The 21,203-nt window shown below is 56.2% G+C and carries 19 protein-coding genes, 1 tRNA gene and 1 pseudogene; 9 read left to right on the forward strand and 12 right to left on the reverse strand.

Going from position 1 to position 21,203, the window contains the following annotated elements; translation table 11 throughout:
* The first annotated feature begins 57 nt into the window (after positions 1–57).
* Both speB and M8T91_RS16745 read left to right on the forward strand, forming a co-directional pair.
* Positions 58–966: an agmatinase gene (speB, locus tag M8T91_RS16740; RefSeq protein WP_301415368.1), complete on the forward strand. Its 909-nt coding sequence runs from the start codon at positions 58–60 to the stop codon at positions 964–966.
* Positions 967–1,040: 74 nt separating this feature from the next.
* On the forward strand, positions 1,041–1,673 hold the full coding sequence (locus M8T91_RS16745) for a DUF6515 family protein (protein ID WP_301415369.1): 633 nt from the start codon (positions 1,041–1,043) through the stop codon (positions 1,671–1,673).
* Here the strand turns inward: M8T91_RS16745 and M8T91_RS16750 are convergent.
* The 6 genes from M8T91_RS16750 to rpsF form a co-directional block, all read right to left on the reverse strand.
* Positions 1,663–2,754 carry a winged helix-turn-helix domain-containing protein gene (locus tag M8T91_RS16750; RefSeq protein WP_301415370.1) on the reverse strand — a complete coding sequence of 364 codons (1,092 nt, stop codon included), beginning with the start codon at positions 2,752–2,754 and terminating at the stop codon, positions 1,663–1,665. The genes M8T91_RS16745 and M8T91_RS16750 overlap by 11 nt on opposite strands.
* Positions 2,755–2,801: 47 nt before the next feature.
* On the reverse strand, positions 2,802–4,244 hold the full coding sequence (gene dnaB, locus M8T91_RS16755) for a replicative DNA helicase (RefSeq protein WP_301415371.1): 1,443 nt from the start codon (positions 4,242–4,244) through the stop codon (positions 2,802–2,804).
* A gap of 109 nt (positions 4,245–4,353) precedes the next feature.
* Positions 4,354–4,800, reverse strand: coding sequence for a 50S ribosomal protein L9 (rplI, locus tag M8T91_RS16760; RefSeq protein WP_301415372.1), 447 nt, complete (start codon positions 4,798–4,800; stop codon positions 4,354–4,356).
* Positions 4,801–4,834: 34 nt separating this feature from the next.
* Positions 4,835–5,677, reverse strand: coding sequence for a hypothetical protein (locus M8T91_RS16765; RefSeq protein ID WP_301415373.1), 843 nt, complete (start codon positions 5,675–5,677; stop codon positions 4,835–4,837).
* 43 nt (positions 5,678–5,720) lie between these two features.
* Positions 5,721–5,951 (reverse strand): 30S ribosomal protein S18, encoded by a 231-nt coding sequence (gene rpsR / locus M8T91_RS16770; protein WP_067084304.1) that lies wholly within the window; start codon positions 5,949–5,951, stop codon positions 5,721–5,723.
* Between the two features lie 12 nt (positions 5,952–5,963).
* Positions 5,964–6,419, reverse strand: a complete 456-nt coding sequence (gene rpsF / locus M8T91_RS16775; RefSeq protein ID WP_301415374.1) for a 30S ribosomal protein S6 — start codon at positions 6,417–6,419, stop codon at positions 5,964–5,966.
* Positions 6,420–6,677: 258 nt separating this feature from the next.
* Between rpsF and M8T91_RS16780 the strand changes: the two genes are divergently transcribed.
* Entirely contained in the window at positions 6,678–7,508 is an 831-nt protein-coding gene (locus M8T91_RS16780; protein WP_301415375.1) for an alpha/beta fold hydrolase, read from the forward strand.
* An 86-nt stretch (positions 7,509–7,594) separates the two neighbouring features.
* Here M8T91_RS16780 and rlmB read toward each other — a convergent pair whose 3' ends face one another.
* Both rlmB and rnr read right to left on the reverse strand, forming a co-directional pair.
* The gene (gene rlmB / locus M8T91_RS16785) at positions 7,595–8,374 is read right to left on the reverse strand and encodes a 23S rRNA (guanosine(2251)-2'-O)-methyltransferase RlmB (RefSeq protein WP_301415376.1); all 780 of its coding nucleotides are present in this window, start codon (positions 8,372–8,374) and stop codon (positions 7,595–7,597) included.
* A gap of 12 nt (positions 8,375–8,386) precedes the next feature.
* Positions 8,387–11,128: a ribonuclease R gene (gene rnr, locus M8T91_RS16790; protein WP_301415377.1), complete on the reverse strand. Its 2,742-nt coding sequence runs from the start codon at positions 11,126–11,128 to the stop codon at positions 8,387–8,389.
* 238 nt (positions 11,129–11,366) lie between these two features.
* Here rnr and M8T91_RS16795 point away from each other — a divergent pair.
* The 4 genes and pseudogenes from M8T91_RS16795 (at position 11,367) to M8T91_RS16810 (ending at position 14,426) form a co-directional block, all read left to right on the forward strand.
* Positions 11,367–11,453 (forward strand) — tRNA-Leu (locus M8T91_RS16795).
* A 585-nt stretch (positions 11,454–12,038) separates the two neighbouring features.
* Entirely contained in the window at positions 12,039–12,653 is a 615-nt protein-coding gene (locus tag M8T91_RS16800) for a 3'-5' exonuclease (RefSeq protein ID WP_301415378.1), read from the forward strand.
* Positions 12,654–13,224: 571 nt separating this feature from the next.
* Positions 13,225–13,476 (forward strand): annotated as a pseudogene (locus M8T91_RS16805) (transposase); the annotation flags it as partial.
* Between the two features lie 461 nt (positions 13,477–13,937).
* A complete protein-coding gene (locus M8T91_RS16810) occupies positions 13,938–14,426 on the forward strand; it encodes a GFA family protein (RefSeq protein ID WP_301415379.1) in 489 nt (162 codons plus the stop codon).
* 126 nt (positions 14,427–14,552) lie between these two features.
* Here M8T91_RS16810 and M8T91_RS16815 read toward each other — a convergent pair whose 3' ends face one another.
* Positions 14,553–15,431, reverse strand: coding sequence for a LysR family transcriptional regulator (locus M8T91_RS16815; protein ID WP_301415380.1), 879 nt, complete (start codon positions 15,429–15,431; stop codon positions 14,553–14,555).
* A gap of 156 nt (positions 15,432–15,587) precedes the next feature.
* Here M8T91_RS16815 and M8T91_RS16820 point away from each other — a divergent pair, with 156 nt between their 5' ends.
* A complete protein-coding gene (locus tag M8T91_RS16820) occupies positions 15,588–16,667 on the forward strand; it encodes an NAD(P)/FAD-dependent oxidoreductase (RefSeq protein ID WP_301415381.1) in 1,080 nt (359 codons plus the stop codon).
* 920 nt (positions 16,668–17,587) lie between these two features.
* Entirely contained in the window at positions 17,588–17,776 is a 189-nt protein-coding gene (gene csrA, locus M8T91_RS16825; RefSeq protein WP_301415382.1) for a carbon storage regulator CsrA, read from the forward strand.
* Positions 17,777–17,965: 189 nt separating this feature from the next.
* Here csrA and M8T91_RS16830 read toward each other — a convergent pair whose 3' ends face one another.
* The 3 genes from M8T91_RS16830 to M8T91_RS16840 all read right to left on the reverse strand — a co-directional run bounded on the left by M8T91_RS16830 (position 17,966) and on the right by M8T91_RS16840 (position 20,706).
* Positions 17,966–18,418: a hypothetical protein gene (locus tag M8T91_RS16830; RefSeq protein ID WP_301415383.1), complete on the reverse strand. Its 453-nt coding sequence runs from the start codon at positions 18,416–18,418 to the stop codon at positions 17,966–17,968.
* A gap of 548 nt (positions 18,419–18,966) precedes the next feature.
* Positions 18,967–19,488 carry a DUF6933 domain-containing protein gene (locus M8T91_RS19055; RefSeq protein WP_436970308.1) on the reverse strand — a complete coding sequence of 174 codons (522 nt, stop codon included), beginning with the start codon at positions 19,486–19,488 and terminating at the stop codon, positions 18,967–18,969.
* Between the two features lie 123 nt (positions 19,489–19,611).
* A complete protein-coding gene (locus M8T91_RS16840; protein WP_301415385.1) occupies positions 19,612–20,706 on the reverse strand; it encodes an alkaline phosphatase D family protein in 1,095 nt (364 codons plus the stop codon).
* Positions 20,707–21,203: the final 497 nt, after the last annotated feature.

Below are 21,203 nucleotides of genomic sequence, written 5' to 3' on the forward strand. Positions count from 1 at the left end.
TCCACAGTGCAATAAACAGCCCCAGCAGAAGCGCATCCGCCGCCAGAGGAACCACACATGCTGTCTGAAAATGATTACCCCATTTTTCTCGGCTCCGAAATCGAACAGCCAAAGCCGGAAGAGGCCTTTTTCCATATCATACCCATTCCCTACGAGGAAACCGTTTCCTATGGCGGCGGTACCGGCAGGGGCCCCGCCGCCATTCTGGCAGCCTCCTGGCAGCTGGAGACGTTCGACAACTTCTCCTCCCCCTGTGAAATGGGCATCTACACCCGCTCACCGGTATCGGTGTCCGGTAGCGCGGAACAGGTGATGGGCCATATCGCCGCGGCCACCCAGGCGGTGCGGGCACTGGGCAAGATGCCGGTGGGTATCGGCGGCGAGCACTCGGTGACCTGGGGCCTCATCCAGGGCCTGCTGGACGCCGGCGAGACCGACTTTGGCGTGGTGCAGATCGACGCCCACGCGGACCTGCGCGACCGCTACGAAGGCCACAAGCACAGTCATGCCAGTGTGATGCGCCTGGTGGTGGAGGCCGGCGTGCCGCTGTTCCAGTTGGGTATTCGCGCCTACTGCGAAGAGGAAATGCAGGCGCGCAGGGACTACCAGGTAGGCTACCTGGACGCCCACCAGCTGGTACCCAACCAGGTGCAGGAATTTCAGCTCCCGGAGCATTTCCCCGGAAAAGTCTTCTTTACCCTGGATGTGGACGGCCTGGACCCCTCGGTATTCCCCGCCACCGGCACCCCGGTGCCGGGCGGCCTGGGCTGGTACCAGACCCTCAACCTGTTCGAGTCCGTCGCACGGCAAAGGGAAATCATAGGCTTCGATCTACTGGAATTTGCGCCGATCAAAGGCTTCCATGCCTATGATTTCGCCGCTGCGCAGCTGTTGTACCGGCTGATGGGGATCATCCAGCGCAATCGCCCCCAGGCACCCACTCATGGGAAGGTTGACAATTCTTAACCGAATAACCTGTCTTTACTGCCACGATACGGGGTAGCATCCGGGATGTGAGTGACCACTTCGCTGGAGAAACCGTGAAACTGCTGAAGAGTATACTTGGCGCCAGTGCGTGCATTGCGCTGGCCGCATTCGCCTTTAGCCCGTCTGCCGATGCGCGGGGCTATGAGCGCAGGGGAGACCATCACCATCACCGCGGCGGCTACTACCGCGGCCCCCGCGTTTCCATCGGCTTTATCGCACCGGCATTACCCCTGGGGCACGTGCGTGTTGCCGTCGGCGGGCGCCCCTATTATTACCATGGCGGTCACTTCTACCGCCACAGCCCCAGAGGCTATGTGGTGGTTGCCGCGCCCCTGGGCGCCTCTGTGGTGACCCTGCCGGCCAGCGCCGTGCGGGTACAGCTGGGCGGCGTGACTTACTACCAGTATGGCGACGCCTATTACCAGTGGTACCCGGCCACCCGTACCTATGTGGTGGTGGCACCGCCGGCACCGGCTCCCGCACCGGTAGCGGTCGTGCCGGCACCTGCGCCCGCTAGCCCGAACCCCGGCCCCAATGGTTTCCTGCCCGGCCAGGTGGTTGAAACCCTCCCCAACGGCTACGCCGCCGAAGTGATCAACGGCATCCAGTATTACCGTTACGGAGGCAACTACTTTTTACCCACCCAGCGCGACGGCCGCGAAGTCTATGTAGTGGTCAAGCTGTAAGCGCCGCCCCGGCTTCCAACCCCTGGAAGCGGGCAAACTGACCCAGAGCCCGGTGAAAACCTGCTTCGAGTGTGACACCGGGCTTTTTCACCCAATGCAGCGCCTCTGTACGCAGCACCCCCGCTTCCCTGTCCGCTTTCAAGTCCACCAGTCCCACAAACTGATCACCGTACAGGATCGGCAGGCAGAAGTAGCCAAAGCGACGCCTGGCCGCCGGCACATAGCACTCCAGTTGGTATTCAAAGCCGAACAGGCGGCGCAGGCGCTTGCGCTGCAGTACCAGGGGATCGAAAGGCGATAACAGGCGCACCTTGCGCGGTGCCCGTTCGGGGTGCCGCGCAAGGTGTTCTGCGAGTACCAGTTCCCTCCCCAGCGGCACCAGCTCGCCGCTTGCCAGCATAGCCTCTGCCGCTTGCTGTACCAGGGGCTTGTCTTCCCGGCGCAGGTAGGCAACCTCTTCGGCGCGACCAATACCCTGGCACCCCAGGAAGGTGCGCACCAGATGGCAGCCGTATTCCAGTTCTGAGGCGGCACGGGTTGGCACCTTGGCCGGCAGTAGGCGTTCGGGCAGGTCAAAGACTTTCTGGAAGCCGTCGCGGTGGCTGACCATCAGCTCACCCTCGTGAAACAGTTGCTCCAGGGCCTTTTTCTCTGCCGACCAGTCCCACCAGCCACTCTTGGTGCGCACAAAATCGCTGGCGCGCAGCGGCCCCTCCGCACGCACCCGATCCAGCACATAGCGGCACAGCCTGGCATTTTTCTCAAACCAGTGGCGCTGGCCAGCGCGGATACGGTCCATGCGCACGCGGGCATAGGGATAGTGTGCCATGGGCAGGTAGGCGGCGGCGTGGGACCAGTACTCAAAGATCTCGCGGCGCTGTTCGGCCCCGGCCAGTTGCGCTTCCCGGTAGCGGGGCAGGCGGTTGTAGAGCTGGTGGTGGTGGGCGCGGGTAATGCGCTGGATGGCGTCCAGCTGCAGCGCACCCAGGTGTGTCAGCAGGGCGGAGAGATCCCCTGGCCAGGGCTTGTGGATAAACTGGCGCTCCAGCACCAGGGCTCGCATCTGTTGGTCGGATAACACACTGTGACTCCCTCAAGCCCGGCTGGCAGGAAGCTGCCGGGGCGGGCTTATTCGCCCTGGTAGTATTCCGGTGCCAGGTTATCGAAGCGGGTGAATTTGCCCACAAAAGCCGCCCGGCAGGTACCGGTCTCCCCATTTCTCTGCTTGCCGATAATCAGTTCCGCCATGCCCTTGTCGGGGCTGTCCTCGTTGTAGTACTCATCGCGGTAGATAAACAGGATCACGTCCGCATCCTGTTCGATGGCCCCGGATTCCCGCAGATCCGAATTCATCGGGCGCTTGTTGGGGCGCTGCTCCACGCTGCGGTTGAGCTGCGACAGAGCGATTACCGGGCAATCGTATTCCTTCGCCAGGGCCTTCAGGGCACGGGAGATTTCGGAAATCTCCTGGGTGCGCCCCTCGCTGGCCCCCTGCACCTGCATCAACTGCAGGTAGTCCACCATAATCACCGCCGGCAGGCTGCGGACCTCGGCCTCCTCGCGGCTCAGCTCGGGATGTGCGAGCATCAGCTTGTTGACGTGATCGCGCACTGTGCGCTTGGTGCGCGCGCGCACCTCACTGGGGCTGAGCGCCGGGGTATCGTCGATATACAGGGCTTTGCCCTTCATCTTCTGCACAGCGCTGGAGAGCTTGGGCCAGTCTTCCTCCTGCAACTTGCCGTTCCTGATCCTGCCCTGGTCGATGCGGCCGATGGACGACAGCATCCGCATCACCAGGCTGTCCGAGGGCATCTCCATACTGAAGACCAGTGCCGGGCGCTCCTGGCTGAGCATGGCGCTCTCAATAAAATTCAGTGCCAGCGCGGTTTTGCCCATGGAGGGGCGCGCGGCGAGGACAATCAGTTCGCCGGGCTGCCAGCCGGAAGTGCGCTGGTCCAGCTCGGTAAGGCCGGTGCTCAGGCCGGTGATATCCCCCTCGGTCTTGAACAGCTCATCAATGCGCTCCACTGTCTTTTTCAGCAGTGCGTCCACAGCGACGAAACCGCCCTCTTTGGCGCGCCCCTCGGCGATCTCCGCCACGCGGCGCTCCGCCATCTGCAGCAGATCGGCAGAGGCCAGCCCGCCGGGATTGAAGCTGGTGCGGCTGATTTCGCCGGCGGCAGCGATCAGCTGGCGCAACATGGCGCGCTCGCGCACAATCCTGGCGTAGGCAACGATATTCGCTGCGGAGGGGGTGTTCTCGGCCAGCTCCGCCAGGTAAGCGGGGCCACCCACATCGCCGAGCAGGTCGCGGCTGGTGAGCGCCTCGGCGAGGGTGACAATATCCAGGGGCTGCCCGCCTTCGGTCAGCTCGCGCATCACCGCAAAGATCCTGCGGTGACTGGCGGTGAAGAAATCCTCCTCCCCCAGCTGCTCGGAAACGGCATCGATGCGGCCCGGATCCAGCATCAGGCCGCCGAGCACGGACTGTTCGGCCTCTACCGAATGGGGCAGTGGCGAATGCGCATCGCTGTGCATCTCCTGTTCCGGCGTGGCGTATTCGTCGTTCATTGAAACCTGTTGGATAGCAGAAACAAAACGGGCGCTGACCCCACAAAGGGTGCAGCGCCCGATTGTAGCGCGGCTGGTATCCCAGGCACCAACCGCTGACCGGAAAAGCCTACTCGGCTTCGATCACCACTTTTACCACCGCCGTCACATCGGAGTGCAGCTGCACGTCCACTTCGTACTCGCCCACTTCGCGCAGGGTACCCTGTGGCAGCCGCACTTCCGACTTGGCGACCGCAACGCCGCTGGCGGTAATCGCTTCGGCGATATCACGGGTGCCGATTGAGCCGAACAGCTTGCCTTCGTCGCCGGCGTTGGCGGCAATGGTGACAGCCAGGTCGGCCAGCTTGGTGGCGCGGCTTTCGGCTGCTGTCAGCTTGGCTCCGGCAGCGGCCTCCAGTTCAGCGCGCTTGGCCTCGAACTCGGCAATATTGGCGGCGGTAGCGGCAATGGCCTTACCCGTCGGCAGCAGGAAGTTGCGGCCAAAACCGGCTTTCACCTCAACGCGATCACCCACGTTGCCCAGCTTGCCTACTTTATCGAGCAGAATAACTTCCATCTCGGTTTCCTCAATTTCTCTATTGTGCGGTGCGCTACTTGGCAAAGCGCCCGCGAATATCTATCCAGCTATCTACCAGGGCCAGGCCGCACAGGAACCCGGCCAGAGGCAGCCCACCAATTACCAGCAGCACATACATCGCCACCAAAGGGCCAATGCCCCAGCCGCGGCTGGCAACCAGCCAGTGGATCAGGGCGATGCCCGCCACCACCATGGGAAAGGCGATCACTGCCCCCCAGAAGGCGTAGCCCGGTGTAACCAGGCCCGACACCCACAGCAGCATGCACACCGCTGCCAGCCACAATGGCAGGCGCAACTGGTGAAACTCCTGGCGGAATCCGCCAGGATTGTACAGCAGCGCCTGCCAGTAGCGTCCCAGTACCAGGGCCAGGGTGGCACTCATTGCCAATATCAGGCTGAAGTATCCGGTGATCTGCAACTCACCCGAAAAGACCTGCCTGAGCTCCTCCATGGGAACGCTGTCGGGCTGTTCCGCGGCCCGCTCCACCGCCTGCAGGAAGCCCTGCAGGAGGCCGCCGCTGAAATAGGACGTGAGCCCTATGCTTACCGCCGAGGCCGCAATCACGGCCAGCAGGGCGGCAACCCATGAGCGGCGGCTGCGCAGCGCCAGGGCACCGCAGAGCACCGAGACAAAATAGCCGGCGGATATGCCCGCCACCAAAAGTGGCACATGGCCGCTCATACCAGCGACAACGATCGGCAGCAGCGCCCAGGCCAATACCATCAGGCCGTCACTGCTGCCGCGGCGCAAACTCACCAGGGCGAGAATCGCCGGGCTGACGAGCGGTATCCCCAGCATGGTGAGAATGACCGCGCGCACGCGTCCGCGCATAATAAATTCAGCTACGGCGCGCATTTCCAGATAGCTTCTCTATTAATCAGACTAAGCAAACTGCGGCTTAGGCTTCGTGACTGTCCGTATACGGCAGCAGGGCCAGGTAGCGGGCGCGCTTGACCGCGGTGGCCAGCTGGCGCTGGTACTTGGCTTTGGTACCGGTAATACGGCTGGGAACAATCTTGCCGGTCTCGGAGACGTAGGCTTTCAGGGTATCGAGGTCTTTGTAGTCGATACGCTTGACACCTTCAGCGGTGAAACGGCAGAACTTGCGACGACGGAAAAAACGTGCCATCAGATAATCCCCTTACTCTTCGCTTTCAGTGTTATCGGAAGCGGTTTCTTCCACAGCATCGGAGGAGGCTTTGCTTTCCTCTGCCCGCTCGCGGCGTTCGCGGCGCTCACTGCGCTCACTGCGTGCCGCTTTGCGCTCGCGGCTCTCTTTTTCCGCCTTCATGATCGGGCTCTCTTCAGTGATCGCCCCATCTTCCCGCATCACCAGGTTGCGGATGACCGCATCGTTGTAGCGGAAGTTGGTGGTCAGTTCCTGCAGGGCCTCTTCGGTGCACTCAACGTTCATAAGCACGTAGTGGGCCTTGTGGATCTTGTTGATCGGGTATGCCAGGCGGCGGCGGCCCCAGTCTTCCAGGCGGTGGACCTGTCCACCGGTCTCGGTGATGGCAGCGGTATAGCGCTCCACCATGCCGGGCACCTGCTCACTCTGGTCCGGGTGAACCAGGAATACAATTTCGTAATGACGCATTTTTGCTCCTTACGGGTTAATCAGCCTCCCGGATTTCCGGTAAGGCAAGGAGTAACAACGGGCGCGGAAATATCGGGCCCATCGCGGGCGGCGTATTCTAGGCACTCGCGCCCCCGCTTGCAAGCTCGCCGAATTGCGTCAGGGCGGCATCCAGCGGCGCGGTGTCTTGGCGGATTGGGCCAGCAGAGTGCGCAGTCTGGTCATGGGCCGTGGGCGGGCGCTGGCCTATAGTGCCCGCCGGTTGAAGCGAGAAGTACCATGCCCCAGGAAATCCACGCACTGGCCTTTGGCCCCTTTCGGGTCCCCGTGACTATCACCCGCAACCGTGCAGAAAGCCCCCTGGCGCTGGTGATCCCCGCCATGGGCGTGCCCGCCGATCGCTACCGGCTGCTGCAGAAGGAACTGCAGTGCCTGGGCTACAGCACCGCCATCACCGAGCTGCCAGGCACCGGTGAAAGCCGCCCGCGCCCGCACCGCGGCGCAGACTACGGCTATAACGCGCTGGTGTTTTCATTTATCCCGCAGTTGTTGCAATTGCTGCAGCAACAGTGCGCACAGGAACCGGCGCTGATTCTCGGCCACAGTATCGGCGGGCAGACCGGAACCCTGGCAGCCAGGGCCGGCCTGACCGGCGATGCCAGGGTTGTGAGCATTGCCTCGGGCCATATCCACTACCGCTGCTGGCGCGGCCCCCAGCGCTACGCCCTGCTCGCCTTTGCCCCGATCGCCAGCCTCACCGCCAGCCTGCTGGGCTACTTCCCCGGCGCACACATGGGCTTTGGCTGGCGCGAGGCGCGCGGGTTAATGAAGGATTGGGCCAGGGCTATCTACACCGGCCGTTTCGCCCCGGAAAAGTGCTTTGGCGATCGTCGGCAAACGGTGCAGCCCACCCTGCATATTGCCCTCGCCGGCGATACTTTCGCCCCGGTACAGGCCGCACGCAAACTGGCCGCCATTGTCGGTGGCGAAACACAGGAAATGGCGGCCACCTACCCCAGTGGCAATCCACACCTGAGCTGGATCAAAAACCCGCGCCCGGTGGTTGCCGCCGTAGACCAATGGCTGGCCCGGCAACCCGTTTCGCGCTAAATATGGACAGGGGACTGCAACCGCGGCAAACCGCTCCACGGCAAAGACAGTGCAGGCGCCGCCCGCCGCGCGTGATCAGGTCTGTATCAGTTTTGAAAATCGTCCGGAGTGAGAGCGCTGCGTTGGCGCACCGCCTCAAACAGGCACACAGCAGCGGCGACCGACACGTTCAAACTGCTGACTTCCCCCGCCATGGGGATTTTCACCAGGTGATCACAGTGCTCGCGGGTGAGCCGGCGCAAACCGCCACCCTCGGCCCCCAGTACCAGTGCCAGCGGACCCGTGAGCTGGCTCTGGTAGAGGCCCTGTGCGGCCTCCCCCGCCGCCCCAAAGATCCAGACACCCGCCTGCTGCAACTGGCGCAAGGTGCGGGCAAGGTTGGTCACGGTAACCAATGGCAGTATCTCTGCCGCACCGCAGGCCACTTTCCTGGCGGTAGGGGTGAGGCCGGCAGACTTATCCTTGGGGGCAATCACCGCGTGGACACCGGCAGCCTCTGCTGAGCGCAGGCAGGCCCCCAGGTTGTGCGGGTCGGTCACCCCATCCAGGACCAGCAGGAAAGGCGCCTCACCTTTGCGGGCGAGTTGCTCCAGCATTTCCTGCAGGTACTTTTCATCATGGACCCGGGTTTCCCCGGCACAGAGCGCAATAACGCCCTGGTGATTGGCATTGTCCCCGCTTTTTTCATCCAGCGTACGGCGGTCGACAAACTGCAGTGCAATCGCATTTTTTTCTGCCTGCCGGATAATTTTCTGCAGGCGCTGGTCATTGCGCCCGCGCAGCAACAACAGTGCCTGCACATTTTGCGGGGCACTTTTCAGCAGCGCCTGTACCGCGTGCAGGCCGTATACCACTTCCTGTTTCAATTTATCCCCCGGTCATTTTTTCTTTTTGCTGCTGGAAGTAGTCTTCCTCTTCTTTGCCTTGACGGTGCCTGCCTTGCCCTTGCCTGTTTTCTGCGCCGCTTTGCGCGCGACCACGGCGGGGCGTTTCCCGCCCTTGCGCGGCGGAGTGCGCCTGGCACTGCGGCGCTTGGGTGCCGTATCTTCCTCTGGCTTTTCTGCAGGGGCTTCGCCCGCCGCCTTTTTACGGGCGGGCTGTTCCCCAGAGGCGGCTACCGGCACTGCCTCGCTGCTGCCGACTTTGCGCTTGCGGAAAGGGGGCACTTGCGCGGCGGTTTTTGCAGATCCACTCCAGGGACTGTCGCCGGCTGTGCGCTGTGTGCTCTTCTTCTGTTTGCCGCGGCGCTCGCGATCCCGCTGGTGGTCCACCGCCATTTCCATAGCGCGCGCACTGACTTTGGTGGCTCCGGCCTCGCTGGTCCCGCCCCCGGCCCGGTTTTTCCGTGTGCGCGATACCAACTGCTGCAGGATAAAATCGACCTTGCGCTCTTCCAGGTCAACCCGCGCCACCTGCACCGTGACAGAATCGCCCAAATGGTAGCGCTTGCCGCTGCGCTCGCCGATCAGGCGCTGGTGTGCCTGCTCGAAACGATAGTAATCCCTGGGCAGTGCCGTGACGTGAATCAGCCCTTCCACATACAGGTCATCCAGTTCGACAAACAGACCAAAACCTGTCACCGCGCTGACCACCCCGGAATAGACATCCCCGACATGGTCCTGCAAATACTCGCATTTGAGCCAGCTGACCACATCCCGGGTGGCATCATCGGCGCGGCGCTCGGTCATGGAACACTGTTCACCCAGCTGCACCATGGCCGGCAGATCGTAGGGCAGGATATCCCCGCGATCGATGGGCCCGACACCGGGTTCCGCATGGACCTTTTGCGCCACGGCACGCTGGTTGGCCTTGCCATTGTGGATCAGCCAGCGCAGGGCACGGTGCAGGAGCAGATCCGGGTAGCGGCGAATCGGGGAGGTGAAGTGCGCATAAGCGCGGTAATCCAGGCCGAAGTGCCCGCGGTTTTCCGGCTGGTACACCGCCTGGTTCATGGAGCGCAACAGCATCATCTGGATAATGTGGGCGTCGGCACGCCCCTCGACCTGCGCCAGCAGTGCCTGGAAGTCCCTGGGCTGGGGCTCAGCACCCCCGGGCAGGCGCAGGCCCAGCTCACCCAGGTACTCGCGCAGGTTACTGAGCTTTTCCTCCTTCGGCACATCGTGCACACGGTAGAGCGACGGCAGCCCCGACAGCGCCATCAGGTCTGCAGCACAGACATTCGCCGCCAGCATGCACTCTTCGATCAGCTTGTGGGCATCGTTGCGCACAACGGGCACTATGCGCTCAATCTTGCGATTGCTGTCAAAAACGATGCGGGTCTCGGTGGTTTCAAAATCGATGGCACCGCGGCGATCACGGGCACCGCGCAGTGCCAGGTAGAGGTCGTGCAGCCTGTCCAGGTGCGGCGTCAGCGCCGCAAACTGTTTGCGCAGGCCGTTGTTGCGCTTGTCGTCGCGCGCCGCCAGTAACTCGCCCACCTGGGTATAGGTGAGGCGCGCGTGGCTGCGCATCACACCCTCAAAAAAGCGGTAGTCGAGAATGTCACCGGCACGATCAATCTGCATCTCGCACACCATACACAACCGGTCCACCTCGGGGTTGAGGGAACAGAGCCCGTTGGACAGCTTTTCCGGCAACATGGGGACAACAAAATCGGGGAAGTAGACCGAATTACCACGCTTGTGTGCCTCTTCATCCAGGGCACTGCCCGGGCGCACATAGTGGGAGACATCCGCAATGGCCACCAGCAGCTTCCAGGTATCGTCCGGCAACAGTTCGCAGAACACCGCATCATCGAAATCCCGCGCATCCTCACCGTCGATAGTCACCAGGGGCAACTGGCGCAGGTCAACCCGTGCGCGCTTGTCTTCTTCAAGGACCTCTTCAGAGATCGCTGCCGCCTCAGCCTCCAGCGCGCTGGGCCAGCTGTGGGGAACACCGTAGTTGCGGATCGCAACCTCGATTTCCATGCCCGGTGCCAGGTGATCACCCAGCACCTCGACCACTTCCCCCTGGGGCACCCGGTCGCGCCCGGGCTGGGTGACAATCCTCACCACCACATACTGGCCGTGCCCGGCACCCGCGCTGTCTTCCGCAGCCACCATAATGTCGAGATTGATGCGCGGGTTGTCCGGGCGCACAAAACAGATACCATTCTCCCGGAACAGGCGCCCGGCCAGCTGCTCGGTGTTGTGTTTGATCACCCGTAACACCGCGCCTTCGCGCTTGCCGCGAAAACCGCCCGGGGTTTCCCGCACCAGCACCTCATCACCGTCGAACACCCTGCGCATCTGGCGGTGGGAAAGGAACAGGTCCTCACCGCCATCACCGGGAATGACAAAACCAAAGCCATCGCGATGACCGATAACGCGCCCGCGAATCAGGCTCATTTTGTCCAGCACACCGAAGTCCCCGGAGCGATTGCTGGCGATCTGCCCATCGCGGGACATGGCAATCAGGCGCCGACGCACCCCCTCGCGGCGATCCTCATCCTGCAGCCCCAGCAGTTCCGCCACATCCTCCCAGGACACAGGGCCGGCCTGCTGCTCCAGCAGCTGCAGCAGGAACTCACGGCTGGGTACCGGTTTTTCGTATTTCTCCGCCTCGCGCTGGGCATGGGGGTCTGTACTGAAGGGGTCTGGGGTATTTCTGTGAGTCAAAACAGCATCCGTTGTTGAAAGGCGGCAGCCATGGCCACATCCGGGGATCATCCGGCCAAAGGCAGGCAGTGGAAACGTAAGGAATAGTTCACTAATTTTCGTGGCAATTGCACGCAGTATAAGCGATTTTACAGCGTTTCCCGACCTTAACAGAAAGTGTAGAAAAAAGCGCAGGGAGCCGTTGACACCCCCCCGCCGGAACTCTATAGTTCGCGTCCTCAACGACACACGTTGAATGGCCCAGGTGGCGGAATTGGTAGACGCGCTAGCTTCAGGTGCTAGTGACCTTACGGTCGTGGAGGTTCAAGTCCTCTCCTGGGCACCATATCCTTTCTATAAATCCAAAAACTTATGTGTGGCTTTGTGCAACAATAACAATGATGCACTGCGCATGAACTCTTGCCTCTTACCCTTTCTGATCCTCTCCCATCCCGTAAAGTTCGCCTCAATCTACCTTCATCTAAAATATCCTGGGATGGCCCGATATAGCCGAGAGGTGTATTCCGGCAAGAGGGAAGTAATCAACACTCCGTAGATGCGTGACAAGTGCCAAGCTGAAAAGGAACTGGTCCGCAGAGCCAGGTAATTCAACGCAGCCCTACTTCCCTGCGCCAGGGCAATACGCATTGAGAAAGTAGAAACAGACCAGATTCAACAACTGGCCGAAGTTTGAGCGGATGGAATACGATTGGATCAACCGCTTATCGATGCCAGATTCGGTCACGAAGGTCATGAGGGTAGGAAGCGAAACTTGTGTTGCAACTGCCAACCGATCAGAATCAGCCCTCATTCCAAATGAAACAACATCTCAGCCTGGCGAATTATTTGACTGACGCAAGGCGTTGAATGTTCCTTAAATGAAAGATAGCCTTTGCGATTATGGAAGGCGTCACAAAGATAATCCCTGAGAATGAAAAAAAATAATGCAGATACCGTAGTGGTACTAGACTTTGAAACCTCTGGCTTATCCCCGGATATGGGCGATAGAGCAATAGAAATTGGGGCTGTTTTAATAGAAGAAGGAAAAATAACTGATCGCTTTCAGCAGCTGATGAATCCAGGATTTAAAATTAATTCTTTTATCCAGCAGTATACGGGTATTACCAACTCGATGTTGCATAATGCTGATATTGGATCGGTAGTAATAAAAAAATTTGCCAAGTTTATCGGTAAGAATAACCTTGTGGCTCACAATGCCGCATTTGATCGGCGATTTCTCGATAGTGAGATGGCTATAGCCCAAAAAGCATATAGTGGGCAATTCAATTGTTCTATGCTTCTGGCAAGAAGAATATATCAAAATGCCCAAGATCATAAGTTGGAAACACTGGTTCGACTCAAGAAACTACCGATTAGCGGCACTTTTCATAGGGCTCTTGCTGATACAGAAATGACAGCTCACCTGTGGCTTAAAATGCTGGAGGATCTTGAGGTTGAGTATGGCGTTATGAAACCGTCATTTGAATATATTAATAAACTGTCTAAAACCCCCAAGCATAAAGTTGCAATTTTATTGCGACCATAGCTATTCATTACCCACCAGCAGAAAATCTACCCTCCATCAAAACACAACGCTCTCAGCTGCAGTGTTTAACCTGGAGAATGCATGTCATACCTGCTCCTATAAGTTAGAGCCACTTTAAACGAATTAACACACTGATCATTCCAAAACCACCACTTCCGGATCATATCTGTGAGAGTAATTCAAGAGATCGCAAACGGTACCTTAGTACAGGTTGGGAATGGCCGATAAATTTTAAATAGTGCCCTGAGGAAATAACACCAATTTACTTCTGAGAATGTAATCGGGATAATCTGTCCATCATGCTCACCATTTAGATAGTTTCCTGAAATAGGAAAAAACATATTAAGGTTGCTATATAGAGAGAATATATATGGATGCAGTTCTCCAGTTTAAATGCCTGACGGATTTGAGGGAAATAATCATCCAGTTGGATGGCTATTTTGCAAGGCCAACTCCTCGCAGCACCCATCCTACAATATATGCCGATAGAGATGATGGACCTTATCGGACAGTCATGGGCATGAATCACCCCGGGTTTCTCGGAGGCTAACTTTCTTGAGAGAATTAGCCAATGAGCAAACGACCTGGATACTCTCCCGAAGTACGGGAACGCGCAGTTCGCATGGTGTTGACCGGCGAGCACGAGCACCAATCACGCTGGGCAGCGATCACATCTATCGCTTCCAAGATCGGCTGCACACCCGAGACCCTACGATCATGGGCCAACAAGATGGAAGTCGACAATGGTACTAAACCCGGCACCACCAGCAGCGACACGGCCCGTCTCAAAGAGCTGGAGCGCGAAGTCCGCGAGCTGAAGCGCACACTGCGGTATACAAAGGACTTGTGCTTGAGGCACCGACTCAGGATAGTCTTCAACTGCATCTGTTGGGTTGGTGTTTTGGCGATCTTTTTTGATGAAACAGATCTTATTCAAAACACACCAACAGATGCACCTTCCTCATTTCTGTCTGGATAGGTGGCCAAGGAAGAACGCGGACGCTTGCGTCGAGTAGTCCTTGACTGCCTATACCGGATAATACTCACTTGCGTCCCGGTGAGGGTGGGGCAAGCCCTAGGCGGCGGAGCCCCTATTCAGCGGGTTTCAGACCCACAGATTCCGCTGAGGACCCCAAAACAAAGGATTAAATGAAAATGCGTAAAATGATAGCCTTCCTGATTACTGCATTTATCTCTCTTTTGGCGACAGCAGAAAATGTCTTGCAAGAAAACACCAGGAATTTATTGATTCTATAATGATAAGCAAACACTCGGGATTTGAATATGAAATATACGGGCTCCTGCCATTGCCAGTCGGTGCGCTTCAGTTTAAATATGAAACAACCGTATCCCTTTAACCGCTGTTACTGCTCAATATGCAGAAAAACCGCCGGGGGCGGGGGATATGCCATTAATCTGGGAGGTGATTTCAACTCGTTGCAGATTGAAGGTAAGGCGTTTTTATCGATCTACCAGGCAGAAATCAGGGATTCTGCTACAGGAGAAAACAATAAGAGCCCTGCGCAGCGTTCCTTCTGTTCCAGATGTGGCAGTGCCCTTTGGGTTTGGGACCCGCGCTGGCCGGATCTGGTGCATCCTTTTGCCTCGGCCATAGATACCGAACTGCCCGTACCGCCCCAGCGCACCCATATGATGCTAAAGTATGCCAGGCCCTGGATTGAGCCTGATATCCGCAATAGCGATGAAACCTTTGATACATACCCCCAGGAATCCCTGGCGCAATGGCATAAACGCCATCAGCCCGGTGTATAGTTCTGATCCGGCATTAACCGTCTCCCCGTATTAAAAGATGGAGAGGGGGCCAGTGTTGATTCCCGTTCGGGAATAACCAACCCAGGATTTTCACTGATCGCAAAAACTGCGGAATCACTTCAGCTTCTACAGTGGATTAATCTCCCAATCGGTTTGTTGCTTCAGGAGGTCAATAAATGTCCTGATCTTGGGCATATTGATCATATCCCGATGCACCAGTGTCCAGAGAGATAGTTTCCAGTCTTCACCCACAGGAATTTCAACCAGTTCCCGGTTCGCTGTTACCAGGGTCTTTGGCATGCCGCCAATACCAATGCCAGAAAAAAGCGCGTGGCTCAGGATCTGGGTTGCCGATGTGGTTAAAATAATGCGTTCTTCATCTACGTTGCTGTAAATCCAGTCATTCCATGGCAAGTGTATCGGGCGCTCATTCAAAGCGATAAACCTGTGCTTTTGCAGATTAGCCTTTGCCGGGTGGCCGTGCTTTTTTATATAGCTTTTATGGGCACATAACACAATCTCAACAGTGGTTAATGGTAAAACAATATTGTCCGGGGTTTCGGGCTTCGGGCCGCCACGGATTGCAATGTCTGCCTCCCCGTATTCAAGCTTGAAATTGCGCAAATCCCCAATGATATTCATCCGCATGCCTGGGTGTTGGGCCTGGTATTGATTGATGGTGGGCATCAATACACTGGCCACTTCATTGACCATGGTGATGGTCAATGTGCCCTGCAGGGGTTTCTCCCTGCTTTGCAGCCGGTCAGACAGATTGTTGAACTGATTATCGGTCACCTCCCCAAGGCGCATGATCTCCAGGCCCGCTTCGGTTGGGAGGTACCCCTTATCGTTGCGTTGAAAAAGCACGATACCAAGGCTCTCTTCCAGGGCATCAATATGGCGCATCACCGTTGACCTGTGCACGCCGATTGCCTGGGCGGTGGCGCTTAAGGTACCGAGTTTGGCCAGTTTGTAGGCCGTGCGCAGCTCAGTCCACTTTTCCATACATCACCTGGCTCACCCTTCTTTTGGCACTGGTATTCCCTGGCACCTAATGTGCATATATGCACATTAGTGTCTTATATTTGCGCATTTACCACATAAATGCAACGGCCTATTCTAGGGCTTCCAAAGTAGGATTGCAGGTTCAGGTGCAGTGAAATGACGATTCAAACCGATGTATTGATTGTGGGTGGTGGCTTTGCCGGGGTCTCTGTGGCCCAGGCTTTGGAGAAACAGGGCATTCACACCACCCTGGTGGACCAAAAAGAGTACTTTGAGGTGACGTTCGCTACCCTCAGGAATCTGGCTGATCCCGGTGCAACCGGTAACCGGGCCCGCAAGCATTACAAGGATTTCCTGAAAGGGCGTTTTATTCAAAGCCGCGTTCAAACCCTCGGCCCTCAGCGTGCGGTATTGTCCGATGGCGCAGAGATCCGGTTCAAGCACGGCATTATAGCCTCGGGCACCCGCTATCCCGGTTTGCCGATTGCCAAAACAGACGAGTCCATGGGTTTTCAGGCGCGCAATAATGAATTGATGACAGCCCATACCCGGCTTAAAAAAGCGCGAAAAGTGATGATCATTGGCGGTGGCGTTGTGGGTGTCGAGTTGGCCGGGGAAATTGCCCATGCGCACCCTCATATCCAACTCATCCTGGCGCACAACAGCGATGTGTTGCTGAATGGCTTCAAACAAAAGGCACAAGCCAGGGCACAACAGCAATTAAAAAGCCTGGGGGTTGAGATTGAATTCAATCGCCGGTACCAGAAGCAGGATGACCGGTACATTGACCAGAATACAGGCCATATCAGTGATGCCGACCTGGTGTATGAAGCAACCGGCGTATTGCCCAATAATGATTTCCTTAAAGCGGAACTTGCCCAAATCCTGAATGCAAAAGGCTTTGTAAAAATCGATAAACAGCTACAGGTTGAGGGCATCAGTCATTTATATGCGCTGGGCGATATTGCCGAGGTCGGCGAGGCCAGGCTGGGCTATCTTGCCGTAGAGCAGGGTAAACACCTTGCCAGGGTGATCGCCAACAAGCTCGAAGGCAAGGCTGTAAAAGCCTATAAGCGCAATCCGCTTATGGCGCTGATTCCCGTGGGCCAAAAGCAGGGAGTGGTGCAATTTCCCTTTGCTGTGACTACTGCGGGATTTTTAGTGGGGTTAAAGCAGAAAGACCTGTTTATCAATAAGATCTACAAGGGGTTTGGGACAACACCCAATGCCAGCTAGCCCCTGGCGGCTACTGAGAACCCGCCAGCAACCCAGCCAAATGCACCCTTATGCCGTTCGTTATCAAGGCGTCCCTGCAACCTGGCCAGCAGCAGTACTGCCAATTGCCCCATTAAATGCCCCCCTGTGCCCATACTTGGCGCGGCCATAGCGGGCGGCGCCGGGCCCGCTGGTTACAGTGTTCAGCACACGAAATAATTGCTATCTGGCGTATTTGAGAGATCAGCGCTCGCCAGGGATAAAGCCCAGGCTTGCATCACAGATAAAAGCGTTGGACTCCAGGGCAGTTTCGGCACCCGAAAAATGGCCATGTTGTCCAGTGATCTTCTGGCGTAAGCGGCGGTAGTGCGTACCCCTGTAACCAGTACTTTTAAAAAGGGAATGGCAGTTTTCCCGAGCCCCTGGGGTTATAAATATAGGCATCCAAATGATCTTATTGGATTGCATTCCGTTTTCTTTCGTGTCAAAGCGGCGTAGAATCCAAAGGTTTCTATCAGTATTTGGGCCGGTTTTTGCGAGCCAGCAGCGCAAGGGGCCCAAAAAGCCCGGGCAGTTTCCAACCCGGGCATTTTCTCAAAGAGCCTTCCCTACAACAGGAGAACGGTACGTGACCTAAGCGTAAGTAAAAGGCGCTGACCCAAGGTGCACCAACACCAAAGGGCCAGCTAACCAAATTGATAACTAACCTATCAAAATGGCTCTATGGATCATACGCTAGAAGCCCGCTCGTCTTCAATAAAGTGGGACATTATCAGGCGCCAGGGGTGGTTGCCCAGGCTCTGGAAGCGTTGCACGCGCCTGTTTTGCTTTACCGCCTACCGTTCCCGCGCACCTCCCTGTAGTGCCTTCACAGGTTACTTTCCCAGTATTCCCATCATAAAAAAGTCATCCCGGGATTTGCAACCCGGAAGGAAAGGCTTATGTTGGTTGTAAAACGCCGGCCCGGCGAGAACCTCAGAATCGGAACCAATGTTTCCGTCACCGTATTGAGTATCACCGGTAACCAGGTCAGGGTGGGCATCGCGGCCCCCAAATCCCTGCCGGTACACCGGGAAGAAGTGTATCTGCGTATCCAGAAGGAACAAATGCAGAACCCGGAAACACGTTGAACTGCGGATTTCGGCACCGCTGCTGCCCAAAGTGTGCGGTGGCGGGTATTATTCTGGCCGAGATATACGCTGTGGCGCGGCGCTAATTGCCATTAGACACGCATACACTACAGGCATTCTGCCAGGCTCGAAAGTCCCACGCTGGAATGGGATTTTCCCAGCAGCCCGCCTGGGTGGCCAGTGCCCGGGTTACGGCCAACCATCACCCCTTTCCCAGCCTTCATATCCCGGCGTATCACGGGTATGAAGCCCTTCGATAAAACAAAACCTTGACTCAATGTTCCCTTTATAGCCCCAGGCGCCATTGGTAGATATACCTTTCGGGGGGCCATTATGGCCATTATCGCCCTGTAATGTTCCCGAAAAAAATATGCCATCCTTTGTGAAGTGCGGGCATCTTACTCTCACTGTAAAAGTTGTATTCAGTGCACTTCCCACAATGATCTTCATGCGCCCCTTTTGGCCTGCAAGAGTGCTATCCCATAAAAATACATGCAGGTGGTGCTCCAGCTTAATGGAACCCGCTGCCAGTTGATAGCCACTGGCTTCAGCCGTTAATATACCGCGCTCCCTGATCCGCTGCCTGAGTACATCCAGGCCAACGTTATTTTTATCTATCACAACATGCGTATATTCGTCCATTTTTATTCCCGGTTTTTAAGAGAGAACACCACCAGTAAGCACGGTTGAGCAACTGAAGTTTTTGGAAACCTTGCTGTGGTTTCTACCGGCTTTGACACCTATTGTCAATTTATGTTGCCCTCCCGACTTACTCGATGCAAAGCCCTCAATCCCTGCCCCATTACTCTGGCCAGGACTACACGGTTGTTGCCAGTCAATGCGGGCAGTGCTGCCGGGTGATTGATCATTTTCCGGCCGCTAGAGCCATGGCAATTGAGCAGGCCATCGCTTGGATATGACAGGGTGATCCTTCCAAAACCAGATGCTTGAAATGCACTGGTATCCATATTGCCGCGCAACGCCTCACGGGCGATCAGCAGCGGGTTTTCCCATACTCAAGGATTAATTGAAAACTCACTGGCAGCTTTTATGAATTAAAATCGAATATAGGAGTATTATTTAAGGGCTGTTTTATCATCGTGGAATGCATCAACAGCCTTAACCTGCCAACTGGCGGCTCTACCCACACTCCAGTGCTTGCCAGCTTTTCGGATTCTTGCGAAGCCTGTCTATAGTGCGTGGGATAAAGCCGCAACCCGCTTCGTCATGGCATCATCGGCCATCGAGTATCCGCTGCCACTGCGCGCACGCACCGGATAGTGACAGAGCCAGCGCGTGACCGACAGCGGGTTGAGTAGCATCACGTCATCTACTTTTTCCAGGGGGCCATCCAGCATCAAGCGCATCCGGTTCAGGCTGCCCTGCACCGAACGATTGGTGTTGGTATCAAATTGCACCGCCCCCAAAGCCAGTTCTGCGCGGCTCACCTGATTGTCTGGCAGGCCCATATAGGCCAGGGATGCGGTAAAGGCCTCCCTGAACCAGCGGCCCAAGTTAGCCAATTCCCGTTTCGGAAGCAGTGGCAAGAAGACGGTATAGCGGGTTTCATCATGGCAGAACAACAAGCAATGACGACGGTGAACTGCATAAATGTGCCCATGCCAGCTACCTAGTGGGCTGGTTTCCGCCAGTGATTCAGTGGAGACTGCCGGGAGTATGGATGCCAGTTTTTTGGTACAATGAATAATCATTTGTATTGATGTTGAAAGACTTATTGGTTCACAATACAAATAGTTTGACTTATAAAGCCGGCAATCTCCACACCTTTGTTCTGTTGGCTCGTATATGAATTGTTCGGCTCAATCTGCGTTCCCTCACGCAGTCTCTTTGATCTGTAACTCACTCAGGGCAACGGTATGTGCAATTTTGGCATCGCCATTGATGTCACAAATTTGCAGGGTAATTTCTGTGTCGCTACCCTGCCAGTCTATAGTAATTTGGCCGAAGTTTCTTTCAGCAAAATAAGCATCATCCTTACGGTGTTGATTGGGGCTGACTTGTGACCAGGTATTCGTTAAACCACTGGAAGTCAAATCATAGAGTGGATAGGGTACGCCCTCTGTTTGTCTGGACAGCTCCGCCCAGTGTGTATCACCACTCACAAAGATAATTCCGTTAGCCTGAGTTTTCTTGATTAAACTGAGCATCCTGTTTTTATCCGCCGGATAGTTTGCCCAGGCTTCCCAGCCGGTAAAATCTGCCAGGAACTGAATGCTGGAGCCAATGATTCTCAGGTCGGCAGGTTGTTTCAACTGCTTTTCAAGCCACTGCCATTGTTGTTCAGACATCATACTGCGATTGTCTTCTGCCGGTCTGTAAGGCCCCATGTTTTTTATATGCCTGCCGGCTTCTGCCAGCATGCCCACCTTATGAATTGCAGCTCTTTCATAGCGAAGATCAAGCAGAATCACCTGCACGCGAGCATCGGCGGGCCCGTAGTAGTAGCTGTGATAAATGCCGTCATCCCGACGCCTGGGGCTGTCCAGTTCACCCCAGAATGTTAGGAAAAGATCTCTGGATTCCTGCCTCTTTGGGTACTCAATGCCAGCATCGTTCATGCCATAATCATGATCATCCCAGGTAGCAATAACATTGCACTGGTTACGTATGGCTGCAAAGTTTTTGCCTTGCTGCTCATAAATATTTGCCATAACCTCCATATCTTCCGTGTCTGCATAAATATTGTCACCCAGAAAAATAAACAATTCCGGGTTCTTTGCTATCACACTGTTCCATATTAATTGGGGTTTGTTTTGATCGCAGCAAGATCCAAATGCAATACGGCGCAAGGCAGGCGAATCCGTCAGATCCAGAGAAAGGCCAAGATTTGCCAGGGAATTCTGAGCAAGCGAGAGCCCTGCTGCAGAAAACATGCCCTTTAGTACAGTTCTGCGATTAATTTTTTTCATTGCCCTTATCAGATAATCCAATCGGGAGGTTATTCAATATATAAGTTTTGTATTAAAATTTTATGACGCCTGACACGGTGATTGCAATTTTACTGCCCCTTGCGTCGCTGCCACACCACTTTGCCCATTTTCCCATTCTCAATACGCTCAAAAGTGGCCTGCAGGATTTCCCTTGCCGCAGCTTGCCAAAGGTGCCAAAAACATTCATTGGTTGTCGGGAGAATGACAGGGATAGGTACAGCGAGAACAACGGGAGCGACAACCCATCGCTTACCCGGGCCGCTATGGCGCTGTTTATTCTACTGCTGACGCCACACTACGACCGGCACAAGTCAACTAAAACGCACAGAGAGGGGCTATATTTTGGGAGTGGCTGGTGCTGTGCCGTCTGCAGGGCAAATATTGAATACCCCACACTGCCGCGTTTTTGTGGCACACTTGCGATCAAAATATTCTGATAATGGGTTGTATACACTCATTTTGGTAATGGTGTAAGC

The sequence above is a fragment of the Microbulbifer sp. MI-G genome, assembly GCF_030440425.1.
GTDB classification, from domain to species: domain Bacteria; phylum Pseudomonadota; class Gammaproteobacteria; order Pseudomonadales; family Cellvibrionaceae; genus Microbulbifer; species Microbulbifer spongiae.

Bases quoted from the DNA above. Each gene is read 5' to 3' on its own strand.
- M8T91_RS16830 (WP_301415383.1), bottom strand. From the start codon at position 18,418: ATGGACGAATATACGCATGTTGTGATAGATAAAAATAACGTTGGCCTG.
- M8T91_RS16840 (WP_301415385.1), bottom strand. From the start codon at position 20,706: ATGAAAAAAATTAATCGCAGAACTGTACTAAAGGGCATGTTTTCTGCA.
- rpsR (WP_067084304.1), bottom strand. From the start codon at position 5,951: ATGGCACGTTTTTTCCGTCGTCGCAAGTTCTGCCGTTTCACCGCTGAA.
- M8T91_RS16765 (WP_301415373.1), bottom strand. From the start codon at position 5,677: ATGCGCGCCGTAGCTGAATTTATTATGCGCGGACGCGTGCGCGCGGTC.
- M8T91_RS16810 (WP_301415379.1), top strand. From the start codon at position 13,938: ATGAAATATACGGGCTCCTGCCATTGCCAGTCGGTGCGCTTCAGTTTA.
- rplI (WP_301415372.1), bottom strand. From the start codon at position 4,800: ATGGAAGTTATTCTGCTCGATAAAGTAGGCAAGCTGGGCAACGTGGGT.
- M8T91_RS16780 (WP_301415375.1), top strand. From the start codon at position 6,678: ATGCCCCAGGAAATCCACGCACTGGCCTTTGGCCCCTTTCGGGTCCCC.
- speB (WP_301415368.1), top strand. From the start codon at position 58: ATGCTGTCTGAAAATGATTACCCCATTTTTCTCGGCTCCGAAATCGAA.
- csrA (WP_301415382.1), top strand. From the start codon at position 17,588: ATGTTGGTTGTAAAACGCCGGCCCGGCGAGAACCTCAGAATCGGAACC.
- M8T91_RS16815 (WP_301415380.1), bottom strand. From the start codon at position 15,431: ATGGAAAAGTGGACTGAGCTGCGCACGGCCTACAAACTGGCCAAACTC.
- M8T91_RS16820 (WP_301415381.1), top strand. From the start codon at position 15,588: ATGACGATTCAAACCGATGTATTGATTGTGGGTGGTGGCTTTGCCGGG.
- M8T91_RS16800 (WP_301415378.1), top strand. From the start codon at position 12,039: ATGAAAAAAAATAATGCAGATACCGTAGTGGTACTAGACTTTGAAACC.
- M8T91_RS19055 (WP_436970308.1), bottom strand. From the start codon at position 19,488: ATGATTATTCATTGTACCAAAAAACTGGCATCCATACTCCCGGCAGTC.
- dnaB (WP_301415371.1), bottom strand. From the start codon at position 4,244: ATGAACGACGAATACGCCACGCCGGAACAGGAGATGCACAGCGATGCG.
- rpsF (WP_301415374.1), bottom strand. From the start codon at position 6,419: ATGCGTCATTACGAAATTGTATTCCTGGTTCACCCGGACCAGAGTGAG.